Annotated in this window: 11 protein-coding genes; 3 read left to right on the forward strand and 8 right to left on the reverse strand. The window is 60.3% G+C overall.

Annotation, left to right across the window (positions count from 1 at the left end):
- Window positions 1-181: 181 nt before the first annotated feature.
- From cysG to ABEH28_RS25090, 6 genes are all read right to left on the reverse strand, one after another.
- Window positions 182-1,576 (reverse strand): siroheme synthase CysG, encoded by a 1,395-nt coding sequence (gene cysG, locus ABEH28_RS25065; RefSeq protein ID WP_346628123.1) that lies wholly within the window; start codon window positions 1,574-1,576, stop codon window positions 182-184.
- Window positions 1,577-2,857 carry a serine--tRNA ligase gene (gene serS, locus ABEH28_RS25070; protein WP_346631380.1) on the reverse strand — a complete coding sequence of 427 codons (1,281 nt, stop codon included), beginning with the start codon at window positions 2,855-2,857 and terminating at the stop codon, window positions 1,577-1,579.
- Between the two features lie 16 nt (window positions 2,858-2,873).
- A complete protein-coding gene (gene crcB, locus ABEH28_RS25075; protein WP_282370032.1) occupies window positions 2,874-3,248 on the reverse strand; it encodes a fluoride efflux transporter CrcB in 375 nt (124 codons plus the stop codon).
- Window positions 3,248-4,570, reverse strand: coding sequence for a replication-associated recombination protein A (locus ABEH28_RS25080; protein ID WP_192174829.1), 1,323 nt, complete (start codon window positions 4,568-4,570; stop codon window positions 3,248-3,250). The genes crcB and ABEH28_RS25080 overlap by 1 nt, the downstream gene beginning before the upstream one ends.
- Window positions 4,571-4,588: 18 nt before the next feature.
- Window positions 4,589-5,212 (reverse strand): outer membrane lipoprotein chaperone LolA, encoded by a 624-nt coding sequence (gene lolA, locus ABEH28_RS25085; RefSeq protein ID WP_282370037.1) that lies wholly within the window; start codon window positions 5,210-5,212, stop codon window positions 4,589-4,591.
- Between the two features lie 76 nt (window positions 5,213-5,288).
- Window positions 5,289-7,703 carry a DNA translocase FtsK gene (locus ABEH28_RS25090; protein WP_282370040.1) on the reverse strand — a complete coding sequence of 805 codons (2,415 nt, stop codon included), beginning with the start codon at window positions 7,701-7,703 and terminating at the stop codon, window positions 5,289-5,291.
- A gap of 486 nt (window positions 7,704-8,189) precedes the next feature.
- Here ABEH28_RS25090 and aat point away from each other — a divergent pair, with 486 nt between their 5' ends.
- From aat to infA, 3 genes are all read left to right on the forward strand, one after another.
- On the forward strand, window positions 8,190-8,879 hold the full coding sequence (aat, locus tag ABEH28_RS25095; protein ID WP_346631381.1) for a leucyl/phenylalanyl-tRNA--protein transferase: 690 nt from the start codon (window positions 8,190-8,192) through the stop codon (window positions 8,877-8,879).
- 48 nt (window positions 8,880-8,927) lie between these two features.
- Window positions 8,928-9,635 carry an arginyltransferase gene (locus ABEH28_RS25100; protein WP_282370044.1) on the forward strand — a complete coding sequence of 236 codons (708 nt, stop codon included), beginning with the start codon at window positions 8,928-8,930 and terminating at the stop codon, window positions 9,633-9,635.
- 101 nt (window positions 9,636-9,736) lie between these two features.
- Window positions 9,737-9,955: a translation initiation factor IF-1 gene (gene infA, locus ABEH28_RS25105; protein ID WP_002553999.1), complete on the forward strand. Its 219-nt coding sequence runs from the start codon at window positions 9,737-9,739 to the stop codon at window positions 9,953-9,955.
- A gap of 307 nt (window positions 9,956-10,262) precedes the next feature.
- Here the strand turns inward: infA and clpA are convergent, their stop codons facing one another.
- Window positions 10,263-12,533 (reverse strand): ATP-dependent Clp protease ATP-binding subunit ClpA, encoded by a 2,271-nt coding sequence (gene clpA, locus ABEH28_RS25110; RefSeq protein ID WP_346631382.1) that lies wholly within the window; start codon window positions 12,531-12,533, stop codon window positions 10,263-10,265.
- A 29-nt stretch (window positions 12,534-12,562) separates the two neighbouring features.
- Window positions 12,563-12,925, reverse strand: coding sequence for an ATP-dependent Clp protease adapter ClpS (gene clpS, locus ABEH28_RS25115; protein ID WP_122536342.1), 363 nt, complete (start codon window positions 12,923-12,925; stop codon window positions 12,563-12,565).
- Window positions 12,926-13,133 lie beyond the last annotated feature (208 nt).

Below are 13,133 nucleotides of genomic sequence, written 5' to 3' on the forward strand. Positions count from 1 at the left end.
GGTTTCAGTTAAAGACCTGAAACCCGTCACTCGGTGCATGATCATTGTGGGAGCGAGCTTGCTCGCGAATAGGCCAGTGCATCCGCAAAATTTTCAGCGGCTGGAAGGCAGTCTTCGTGAGCAAGCTCACTCCCACAAGAATTGTGTAGCTCTCGCGAAGCCAGGCAGGCGCATGTCGTGATCAGACGCTAGCCTGCGCCCCTTCGAACCACGCCAGTTTTTCCCGCAACTTCACCACTTCGCCCACAATCACCAGGGTCGGCGCATGAACCTCATGCTCCGCCACCAGTTGCGGCAGATTGGCCAGCGTGCCGGTGAAGACGCGCTGGTTGACTGTGGTGCCCTGCTGAATCAGCGCCGCAGGGGTTTCGGCCGATCGGCCGTGCTTGATCAGCTGTTCGCAAATGACCGGCAGCCCGATCAGGCCCATGTAGAGCACCAAGGTCTGGGATGGTGAGACCAGGTCTTTCCATGGCAGATCGGTAGAGCCGTTCTTCAGATGACCGGTCACGAAACGCACGGACTGCGCGTGATCGCGGTGGGTCAGCGGAATGCCGGCATAGGCCGCGCAACCACTGGCCGCCGTGATGCCAGGTACGACCTGGAAGGGAATGCCGTGGGCCGCCAGTTCTTCGATCTCTTCACCGCCACGGCCGAAGATGAACGGATCACCGCCCTTCAGTCGCACCACGCGTTTGCCCTGCTTGGCCAGATCCACCAGTTGCTGGTTGATCTGATCCTGGGGCAAGGCGTGATCGGCGCGCTGCTTGCCTACGTAGACGCGGTCAGCGTCGCGGCGGCACAGATCCAGAATCGCCGGTGCTACCAGGCGGTCGTACAGCACCACATCCGCCTGCTGCATCAAACGCAGCGCGCGGAAGGTCAGCAGATCAGGATCGCCCGGCCCGGCGCCCACGAGGTACACCTCGCCGGTCGTGGCCGGCGCATCGCCGTCAATCTTTGCCTGCAACAGCCGCTCTGCCTCGGCGCCCTGCCCGGCCAGTTGCCGGTCAGCAATGGGTCCCTGAAATACATCCTCCCAGAACGCCCGACGCTGCTGAACGTTGGGAAACAGCCCTTTCACCTGATGGCGAAAGCGCGCGGCCAGACCGGCCAGATGCCCGTAAGTCGGTGGAATCCAGGTTTCGAGCTTGGCGCGGATCAGCCGTGCCAGCACCGGCGCATCGCCACCGCTGGACACCGCAATCACCAGCGGCGACCGATCGACGATGGCCGGGAAGATCACGCTGCACAGCGCAGGCGCATCCACCACGTTAACCGGCACACCGCGCTGGCGGGCATCGGCTGACACTTGCGCATTGAGTGGCTCATCGTCGGTGGCGGCAATGATGAGCACGCAACCATTGAGGTCCGACTCGGTGTAGCCGCGCAGAATCTCTTCGCCGCCGCTGCGCTCGATCAGCTCGCGCACCTCCGCTCCGATCTCGGGGGCAACCACGCGCAGCACCGCCCCGGAATCAGCCAGCAGGCGAGACTTGCGCAAGGCAATCTCGCCGCCGCCCACCACCAGCACCCGAGCGCCCCGAAGGTTATGGAACAGCGGCAGAAATTCCATTTAGCCGATCACCTCGATGCCGCCCATCCAGGGCTTGAGGACGTCCGGCACGCGGATCGAGCCGTCGGCCTGCTGGTAGTTTTCCAGCACCGCCACCAGCGTACGACCCACCGCGAGACCCGAACCGTTCAGCGTGTGAACCAGTTCCGGCTTGCCGGTTTCCGGGTTGCGCCAGCGCGCCTGCATGCGACGCGCCTGGAAATCGCCGCAGTTGGAGCACGACGAGATTTCACGGTATTTGTCCTGACTCGGAATCCACACTTCCAGGTCGTAGGTTTTCACTGCGCTGAAACCCATGTCGCCGGTGCACAGCGCCAGTACGCGGTACGGCAATTCGAGCAGTTGCAGAACGCGTTCGGCATGACCGGTAAGGCTCTCAAGCGCTTCCATGGATTTTTCCGGCTCGACGATCTGCACCATCTCAACCTTGTCGAACTGGTGCTGACGGATCATGCCGCGGGTATCACGGCCCGACGCGCCGGCTTCGCTGCGGAAGCAAGGGGTGTGGGCGACGAATTTCAACGGCAACTGCTTGGCGTCGATGATTTCCCCGGAGACGATGTTGGTCAGCGACACTTCGGCGGTCGGGATCAGGTACAGATCGGCCTCGCCTTCGCGGGAGATCTTGAACAGGTCTTCTTCGAATTTCGGCAGCTGGCCGGTGCCCTGCAACGCAGGCGCCTGGACCAGATACGGCGTGTAGGTCTCTTCGTAACCATGCTCGTTGATGTGCAGCGTGATCATGAATTGCGCCAGCGCACGGTGCAGGCGCGCAATAGGGCCCCGCAACAACGCGAAACGGGCGCCGGACAGCTTGGCGGCGGTTTCGAAATCCAGCCAGCCGAACTTCTCGCCCAGGGCAACGTGGTCCTGAACCGCGAAATCGAACGACGCCGGCGTGCCCCATGTGCGCACTTCGACGTTCTCTTCTTCATCAGCGCCCACCGGCACCGATTCGTGGGGCAGGTTCGGCATACTCAGGGCCATGCCGTCGAGCTCGGACTGGATGGCGTCCAGCTCTTTCTTGCCGGTGCTCAGCTCTTCAGCCATGCGATCGATGTCGGCCATCAGCGGCGCGATGTCTTCGCCGCGCTGCTTGGCCTGGCCGATGGATTTGGAACGGGCGTTACGCTCGGCCTGAAGCTGTTCGGTGCGGGTCTGCACCGTCTTGCGCTGGGCTTCCAGCGCTTCGATGCGGGCCACGTCCAGTGTGTAGCCACGGGAAGCCAGGCGATCCGCTACGTCCTGAAGTTGAGTACGCAGCAGTTTGGAGTCGAGCATATCGGTCTCTCGTATATTAAATTCGGGTCAAAGACAGGCCGGCCCATGTCGCGAGCAGCCCGCCCAGTACGCTGATGAGGGCGTAGCCAATGGCCAGAGGAGCCTGGCCGCTTTCAAGCAGGCGAATCGTGTCCAGTGAAAAAGACGAAAACGTCGTCAAACCACCGAGGACTCCCACCATCAATCCGGCGCGCACTTCGATCGGGACTTCCGGGCGGATCAGAAACAGCCCGTAGAGCAAACCGATCAGCAGGCAGCCCACCAGATTCACGGCGAGCGTTGCTGTATAGAAATAGCGCGGCCAGTTCGCAGCGACCACGTTAGCCGTCGCGAAACGCAGTAATGTACCAGCCACGCCACCGGCGGACACGGCAAGAATCAACTGAATCACTATTTTCTCCGTTGGCGAGGACTGGCGCGGTCGAGCGCCGACAGGTGTTTGAGTTTTTCGCCGATCTTCAGCTCAAGGCCTCGGGGAACCGGCTGATAATACTGACGCGGTTCGAGTTCGTCGGGGAAGTAGTCTTCACCCGCCGCGTAAGCGTCCGGTTCATCATGGGCGTAGCGGTATTCTTCGCCGTAGCCGAGCTGTTTCATCAGCTTGGTCGGCGCGTTGCGCAGGTGCAGCGGCACTTCCAGCGAACCGTGCTCGGTGGCTTCGCGCATGGCCATTTTGAACCCCATGTACACGGCGTTGCTCTTCGGCGCACAGGCCAGATACACAATGGCCTGGGCCACGGCCAGTTCGCCTTCCGGACTGCCGAGGCGTTCCTGCACATCCCACGCCGACATGCACAGCGGCAAGGCGCGCGGATCGGCGTTACCGATGTCTTCGCTGGCCATGCGCACCACGCGCCGCGCCAGATACAGCGGATCGCAGCCGCCGTCGATCATCCGCGCGAACCAGTACAACGCGGCATCGGGGTTGGAGCCGCGAATGGATTTGTGCAGCGCGGAAATCTGGTCGTAGAACGCTTCGCCGCCCTTGTCGAAACGGCGACGGCTGTCACCGAGCAGGCTTTGCAGCAATTCGGGATCGATTTCGCTGCCGTCTTCGGCCAGGTCCGACGCATTCTCCAGCAGATTGAGCATCCGCCGACCGTCGCCATCCGCTGCGGCCAACAGCGTCGTGAACGCCTCGTCGCCCAAAGTCAGATGCCGATTGCCCAGCCCGCGCTCTTCGGTCAGCGCGCGGTTGACCAACTGACGCAACGCCCCTTCGTCCAGGCTCTTGAGCACATAGACCCGGGCGCGGGAGAGCAGCGCGTTATTCAGTTCGAATGACGGGTTTTCAGTGGTGGCGCCGATGAAGATCAGCGTGCCGTCTTCCACGTAGGGCAGAAACGCATCCTGCTGCGACTTGTTGAAGCGGTGCACTTCGTCGACGAACAGAATGGTCCGGCGGCCGTACTGACCCGCCTGTTGCTTGGCGATCTCTACGGCCTGCCGGATCTCTTTGACCCCCGCCAGCACCGCCGACACCGTTTCAAAATGCGCGTCGGAGACTTTCGCCAGCAACCGCGCCAGCGTGGTTTTGCCCACGCCGGGCGGTCCCCAGAAAATCATCGAATGCAGCGCGCCCTGCTCCAGCGCTTCACGCAGTGGCTTGCCGTGGGCGAGCAGGTGCTGCTGGCCGACGTACTCGTCCAGATTGGTCGCTCGCAGGCGGGCGGCCAACGGTTGCGCGATCGGTTCAGTGCTGAACAGGTCCATGAAACAGGCGAACCCCTTTTATTCCTGAATGACGTCAGCGCCTTTCGGGATCTGGAACTGGAATTTGCTCGCCGCGACAGGCTCGTTGGCCTTGACGCCGGTGAACAGGATATTGGTGCGCTGGCCGACGCTGTCGATCAGTTGCATGTCGTTGATCATGCCGTTGCGGAACGACAGGCGCAGGCTGTCGAACAGCGTGTCCTTGGACTTGGGCTTGAGCACGAAGTCGATCACGCCACCCGCTTCCTTGGCAGTGATGTCGAAGCTTTCGCTGATTTTCGACACGTCGCCGGACAGCAGCAGCGCGGGGGTCTGGGTCAGACGCTGGTCGAGGGTCTTGATGGTGACCTGCTCCAGGTCAGGGTCCCACAGGGAAACCTTCTTGCCGTCGGAGACCATCGTTTGCTCCTGCGGCGGGTCGGTGTGCCAGTAGAACAGGCCCGGGCGCTGCAACGTCATCTCGCCGGCGGTTTCCTGCAACTGGGTGCCGCCACCGTCGAGGGTGAGCTGGGAGAAACGCCCGCTCAAGGTTTTCGAGTTTTCCAGCAGTTGGGTCAGGCGCGCCACGTCCTTGCTGTCGGCGTGGGCCGAGACAGCGGAAAAAGCCAGTGCAGATACCAACAGCATGCGGATAAGACGCATGGGATTCCTCTTTGAGTGTGGTTGAAGCCGGGCGCCGCCGCGGTGGCGACGCCCGGTAACGCGTGACCGGGAAGTGTCAGTCACGCACAGGGGCTGGCGCAATCACTTCGCGCGAGCCGTTGGTGTTCATCGGCGTCACGACGCCCGCGTTTTCCATGGTTTCGATCATCCGCGCGGCGCGGTTGTAGCCAATCTTCAGCTTGCGCTGCACCGCAGAGATCGACGCACGACGGCTTTCCAGCACGAACTTCACGGCTTCGTCGTACAGCGCATCGCTTTCGCTGTCTTCGCCATCACCGCCGCCACCGCCACCGTCGAAGCCGCTGCCCGGCTCTTCGACGCCGGCCAGGATGTCATCGTTGTAGTTCGGCGTGCCGCGCAGCTTCCACGCCTCAACCACGCGGTGAACCTCCTCGTCCGACACAAACGCGCCGTGCACACGAATCGGCAGGCTGGTGCCCGGCGGCATGTAGAGCATGTCGCCGTGCCCGAGCAGTTGTTCGGCGCCGCCCTGATCGATGATGGTCCGGGAATCGATCTTGCTCGATACCTGAAACGCCATGCGCGTCGGGATGTTCGCCTTGATCAGGCCGGTGATCACGTCCACCGACGGACGCTGGGTCGCGAGGATCAAGTGGATGCCTGCCGCACGGGCCTTCTGCGCGATACGGGCGATGAGTTCTTCGACCTTCTTGCCGACGATCATCATCATGTCGGCGAACTCGTCCACCACCACAACGATGGTCGGCAGCTTGGTCAGCAGCGGGGCTTCGTCGTGAATGCTTTCGCGGTGGTACAGCGGGTCGGACAGCGGCGTGCCAGCCTCTTCCGCTTCGCGCACCTTCTGGTTGAAGCCCGACAGGTTACGCACGCCCATCTTGGCCATCAGTTTGTAGCGGCGTTCCATTTCAGCCACCGACCAGCGCAAGGCGTTGGCGGCGTCTTTCATGTCGGTCACCACCGGGCACAGCAAATGCGGGATGCCTTCGTAGATCGACAGCTCGAGCATTTTCGGGTCGATCATGATCAGCTTGGCGTCTTCCGGCCCGGACTTGAACAGGATCGACAGGATCATCGCGTTCACGCCCACCGACTTACCGGAACCGGTGGTACCGGCGACCAGCAGGTGCGGCATCTTGGCGAGGTCGGTAATGACCGGCTTGCCGCCGATGTCGTGACCCAGCGCCAGGGTGACCGGTGATTTCGCGTCGTCGTATTCCGGGGTCGAGAGGACCTCGGAGAAACGCACGATCTGGCGATCTTCGTTGGGGATTTCGATACCGACGGTGGTCTTGCCGGGAATGACCTCGACCACACGGACGCTGGTCACTGCCAGGGAGCGCGCCAGGTCTTTCGCCAGGTTCGAGATACGGCTGACTTTCACGCCGGCAGCCGGCTGGATTTCGTAACGGGTAATCACCGGGCCGGGGTGAATCGAGTCCACGGTGACTTCGACGCCGAATTCCTTGAGCTTGATCTCCAGCAGATGACCCACCGCTGCCAGGGATTCAGGCGAATAGTTGAGCTGCTTTTTCTCTGCCGGGTCGAGGATCGAGATCGGCGGCAAGGTGCCTTCTACGGCGCTGTCGACGAACAACGGCGCCTGTTTCTCTTTCTGTACGCGCTTGCTCGGCTCCGGTGCCCGTGGAGGTGCCGGCGCAATGACGGCGGGCACGTGCTTCTCGCGGGCGGCCATGTGCTCGGTCAACGCCTGTTCGCGCTCGATCAGGCGCTCCTTGGCTTTGGCTTGCTCCCGTCGATCCGGGGCAACCGGAGCAACTACTTCGTCGACACGCATGTCGACTTCACGCAGCTGAGCCACCATCTGCTTGCGCTCGTTGCGCGCGGTCCACCAGCGGTTGAGCGAGCCCGTGAACAATTCGATCAGGTCCAGGGTGATCTTGCCGGTGTTGTCCATGACCTTGAACCAGGACAGATCGGTGAACACGGTCAGACCGAACAAAAACAAGGCGATGAACAGCAATGTGCTGCCCTGAACATTCAGCGCGCGCTTGGCCAGATCGCCCAGCACTTCGCCCAGCACGCCACCGGCAGAACCCGGCAGGCCCGATGCCGAATGAAAGTGCAAGTGCGCCAGCGAAGCGCCGGCGAGTACCAGAAACACCAGACCGATCATGCGCCAGGAAAACAGCCAGCCGCTCCACTGCCACGGCTCATGGCGATGGCGGAAAACCTGATAGGCCTTGATCCCCAACAACAGCGGGAAGATGTAGGCGAAGTAGCCGAGGATCATGAACAGGATGTCGGCAGAGTACGCACCGGCGAAGCCTGCGGCGTTCTGAACCTGGGCAGAATTGCTTGAGCTGCTCGTGTGGCTCCAGCCTGGATCGCCCTGATCGTAGGTCAGTAGCGCCATGATCAGATACAGACACAGCGCGCCGAACGCGATCAGTGCACCTTCCTTGAGCCGGTAGTGCAGGTGCTGCCGCCAGAGCGGAACGGGGGTGGGTGCTATGGTGGATTTCTTCAAAACGCTTCAATTCCTGCGCGCAAGCGCGAACATCTGATGATTGACTGTGTACGACTGCCTTGACGAAATGGCAGTGCCTTTCCCGAACATCGGCCTGAATATCGGTCCGACGGTCAGCATGACCACCGGGGAAAACACGACTGCGATAACGCACGCTCGACAGGTGACTTGAAATGAGGTTAAACAACATCGGCATTGTACGGATTTGCGCGCCGCGCGCTACGTTAGTCTGGCGCGGAGCTTGCCGATCTTCAAGCTTCGACGGCCGCAGACAATTGCGGCACGCATTTTCTTTGCCGACAAAGGCTTATGACGCGTAGCTACTGGTTCCTTGAACTGTCAAAAGGCCATGCTGGAATGAAGAAATCAAGCGGTCCGACATCCCGGTTCGATCAGGCGGCTTGTGACCCCGTTTGCAGCACGGAGTTGCAATTCGCAATGACGACCCGCGCTGACTCCCCTCCCCTCTCGTAAAGTCTGGATGCCATGCTGACCTGGTTACAACGCGACACCCTTGATTTTCCTGCGCTGGAAAAAGCCATGCGCGAGCCCAACGGACTGTTGGCCGGCGGCGGCGATTTGTCTGCCGATCGCCTGATCGCCGCGTACCGCCATGGCTGTTTTCCCTGGTATCAGCAGGGCCAGCCGATTCTGTGGTGGTCGCCGGACCCGCGTACCGTGCTGTTTCCGGATGAACTGCATGTGTCGCGCAGTCTGGGCAAGTTGCTGCGCCAGGGGCGTTATCGGGTCACGTTCGATCAGGACTTCCCGGCGGTCATTCAAGCGTGCGCCGAACCTCGGGCCTACGCAGACGGCACATGGATAACCGACTCCATGCAGGCGGCCTACATCGAACTGCACGCGCGTGGGTTCGCCCATAGCGTTGAGGTCTGGGACGGCGACGCCTTGGTGGGCGGCTTGTATGGATTGGCCATGGGCCAGTTGTTCTTTGGCGAATCCATGTTCAGCCGCGCCGACAACGCTTCAAAGGTCGGCTTTGCGACGCTGGTCGAACATTTGCAAACGTGGGGATTTGTCCTGATCGATTGCCAGATGCCAACCGAGCATCTGCTAAGCCTTGGCGCTCGGTCGATTCCACGGCAGACCTTCGCCGACTGTCTGCGCGAACATCTGGATAAGAGCACTTGCGCCGACTGGCTGCCTAGGCGAGTTTGAGTCGGCTGGCATACACTCTTAACTCAAGGTTTTTCTCGAGGGTTGATCATGACCGAGCTGGCGCGGCTGAAGTTCTATGCCACTCAACCCCACTCCTGTAGCTACCTGCCCGAGGAACAAGCCACCACGCTGTTCCTCGACCCCAGCCAGCCGATGGACGTCCAGGTCTATGCCGATCTCTCGGACATGGGGTTTCGCCGCAGTGGCGATCATTTGTACCGTCCGCACTGCCAGAACTGCAGCGCCTGCGTGCCTGCGCGCATTCCGGTCGGGCTGTTCGTGCCTGATCGTCAGCAGAAACGTATTTTCAGAAGGAACGCCGACCTCGAAGTGACGAGCACCAAGCCGCATTTCAGTGAGGAGTACTTCGATCTGTATCAGCGCTACATCGAGCAGCGCCATGCGGACGGCGATATGTTCCCCCCAAGTCGCGACCAGTTTTCCACGTTCCTGGTACGGGACCTGCCGTTCTCGCGGTTTTACGAATTTCGCCTGGAAGGCCGGCTACTCGCCGTGGCCGTCACTGACCTGCTGCCCAACGGCCTTTCGGCCGTTTACACGTTCTACGAACCCTCCGAAGAGCGCCGCAGCCTGGGGCGTTACGCGATTCTCTGGCAGATCGCCGAAGCCGCACGCATGCAATTGCATGCCGTGTACCTCGGTTACTGGATAAAGAACTGCAAAAAGATGAATTACAAGACCCAATATCGCCCCATCGAGCTGCTCACCAATCAAAGATGGGTCACTCTTTACTGAAGCCCTTGGCTTAAAGCTCAATTTTCGGGCACAATGCAGCCCGCTTTTGCCTGGCTGCCGTTTGCACCGGGCCATTCATTGGATACCGAGGGCTTTACTGCATGTCGAAAGAAGACAGCTTCGAAATGGAAGGCACTGTCGTCGACACCCTGCCCAACACCATGTTCCGTGTGGAGTTGGAAAATGGGCACGTCGTAACCGCGCACATCTCCGGCAAGATGCGCAAGAACTACATCCGCATTCTTACCGGCGACAAGGTCCGCGTTGAGCTGACGCCCTACGACTTGAGCAAAGGGCGTATCACTTACCGCGCCCGCTAAACAGGTCTTAACAAAAACGCCCGGCCCATGCCGGGCGTTTTTTTGTGCGCGGAATATAGAGGCTGCATCACTCGATCCCACAGACCGCGGCACGTTGCAAAAAAGGCAGAGCACTCGGTCCGTCAGAACGCGGCACGTTGCAAAAGATGTGGGAGCGACCGGGGTGGCGCTCCACCTTGCTCGCAAAAAGGCCCGAAGGGCTTCAAAGTAACATTCTCAAGCCAACCCGAACCAAACCCCAAAAACCAGCCAGACACAAAAAAGGCGCCAATCGGCGCCTTTCAGGTTTGTTGCATCAACCGAAGCGTCAGGCCAGTTCAGCCGTGGTTTCGTAATCGAACGAGATCTCGCCGTCCTTGATGTCGATGTGTACCACACCGCCGTGCTCGGACAACTCGCCGAACAGAATCTCCTCGGCCAGCGGACGCTTGATCTTGTCCTGGATCAGACGTGCCATCGGGCGTGCACCCATCGCTGCGTCGTAACCCTCCTCGGCCAGATAACCCCTCACCGCGTCGGTCACCTCCAGCAATACGCGCTTGTCTTCCAGCTGCGCCTGAAGCTCGGTGAGGAACTTGTCCACCACGTTCTTGATAACCTCATGGCTGAGGCGACCGAATTGAATGATGGTGTCCAGACGGTTGCGGAATTCCGGCGTAAAGCTCTTCTTGATCACTTCCATCGCATCAGAGGAGTGATCCTGATGGGTGAAACCGATCGAAGCGCGCGCGGCCGTTTCAGCACCGGCGTTGGTGGTCATGATCACGATCACATTGCGGAAGTCCGCCTTGCGCCCGTTGTTGTCGGTGAGCGTCCCGTGGTCCATCACCTGCAGCAGCAGGTTAAAGACTTCAGGGTGCGCCTTCTCGATTTCATCGAGCAGCAGCACGCAATGCGGCTGCTTGGTGACGGCTTCGGTCAGGAGACCGCCCTGATCAAAACCGACATAGCCCGGCGGCGCACCGATCAGACGCGATACGGTGTGACGCTCCATGTACTCGGACATGTCGAAACGCACCAGCTCGATACCCAGCGCCTTGGCCAGCTGACGCGCTGCCTCGGTCTTGCCGACACCGGTCGGACCTGCGAACAGGAACGAACCGACAGGCTTGTCCGGGGACTTGAGGCCTGCACGGGACAACTTGATGGCGGTGGACAGCGAGTCGATGGCTGCGTCTTGACCAAACACGGTCAGCTTCAGGTCGCGCTCCAGGTTACGCAGCAACTCCTTGTCGGAGCTGTTGACGTGCTTCGGCGGAATCCGCGCGATCTTCGCCACGATGTCTTCAACCTGCGGCACTTCAATGCGCTTGACGCGCATTTCCACCGGTTGCAGCCGCTGATAGGCGCCCGCCTCGTCAATCACGTCAATGGCCTTGTCGGGCATGTGACGATCATTGATGTAGCGCGATGCCAGTTCGGCAGCGGCACGCAGGGCTTCGTCGCTGTATTCGATATTGTGATGCTGTTCGAAACGGCCCTTCAGGCCGCGCAGAATGCCGATGGTGTCTTCGACAGACGGCTCCGAGACGTCGACCTTCTGGAAACGACGGGCCAGCGCACGGTCTTTTTCGAAGATGCCGCGGAATTCCTGGAACGTGGTCGAACCAATGCAACGGATATCACCCGACGACAGCAACGGCTTGAGCAGGTTGGACGCATCCATCACGCCACCGGACGCAGCGCCGGCACCGATGATGGTGTGGATTTCGTCGATGAACAGGATCGCATGCGGACGCTTCTTCAACTCGCCGAGCAGCGCCTTGAAGCGCTTCTCGAAATCGCCACGGTATTTGGTGCCGGCCAGCAGTGCGCCCAGGTCGAGGGAGTACACGACGCTGTTGGCCAGCAGGTCCGGCACCTGATTGTCGACGATGCGTTTGGCCAAGCCTTCGGCAATGGCGGTTTTACCCACCCCGGCCTCGCCCACCAGCAGCGGGTTGTTCTTGCGGCGCCGCGCGAGAATCTGAGCGACGCGCTCGACTTCCATCTCGCGCCCTACCAGCGGATCGATGCGGCCTTGACGGGCCAGCTCATTCAGGTTGCTCGCATAGGCATCCAGAGGATTGCCTGAGGAAGAAGACTCACCGCCCTCGTCATCCTGCATATCTTGCTCACCTTCAGATTGATCGCCATGCCCCGGCACTTTGGAAATACCGTGGGCGATATAGTTGACGACATCGATACGGGCAACGCTCTGCTGCTTGAGCAGGAACACTGCCTGGCTTTCCTGCTCGCTGAAGATCGCCACCAGCACGTTTGCGCCAGTGACTTCTCGCTTGCCGGAGCTCTGCACATGGAAAACCGCACGCTGAAGAACGCGTTGGAAGCCGAGTGTAGGTTGGGTCTCGCGATCCTCGTCATGCACGGGGATCAGCGGCGTGGTGGAGTCGATGAACTCCTGGAGGTCGTGTTTGAGTTTGTCGAGGTTTGCGCCGCAGGCACGCAGTACGGTGGCGGCAGCCTCATTGTCCAATAGGGCCAGCAGGAGGTGCTCGACGGTCATGAACTCATGACGTTTAGAGCGGGCCTCCTTGAAAGCCAGATTGAGGGTGACTTCGAGCTCACGGTTTAACATAGCTTCACCTCATACCCAAGTGTCCGGCGTTAACCGTCCTTCTCGATTTCACAGAGTAGCGGATGCTGGCTTTCCCTGGCGTACTGGTTGACCTGCATAGCCTTGGTCTCGGCGATGTCGCGGGTAAACAATCCGCAAACGGCCCGTCCCTCTGTATGGACGGCCAGCATGACCTTGGTCGCCAGCTCACGATTCAGGTTGAAAAACACCTCGAGCACTTCGACAACGAAATCCATCGGGGTGTAGTCATCGTTGAACAAAACCACCTTGTACATAGGCGGCACCTGCAATATCGGCTTGGCTTCCTGTACAGCGGTGCCCGACGCATCGTCCTCATGGGGATGCGGGTCATCCTGATTGAATGTTAGTCGAATCTTGCTGATTGCATGCATGGTAAAGAAGGTTCACAGAGGACGTGATTGAAATAAGTGGTGGCGGTGATACCGGTTTTCAACTGGACCGCCGCTTGACCTTGACTATCGGCCAATCGGTGTTACAAACAATAGAACCCACATTGGGTAAAAAGGGTCCGCGCAGTCAACCAAAATTTTTTAGGTCCGGCGGATGAGAGGTGATGATACTCCCATCGGAGTCCTTTGC

This window comes from Pseudomonas sp. Ps21-P2 (assembly GCF_039672565.1).
GTDB lineage: Bacteria > Pseudomonadota > Gammaproteobacteria > Pseudomonadales > Pseudomonadaceae > Aquipseudomonas.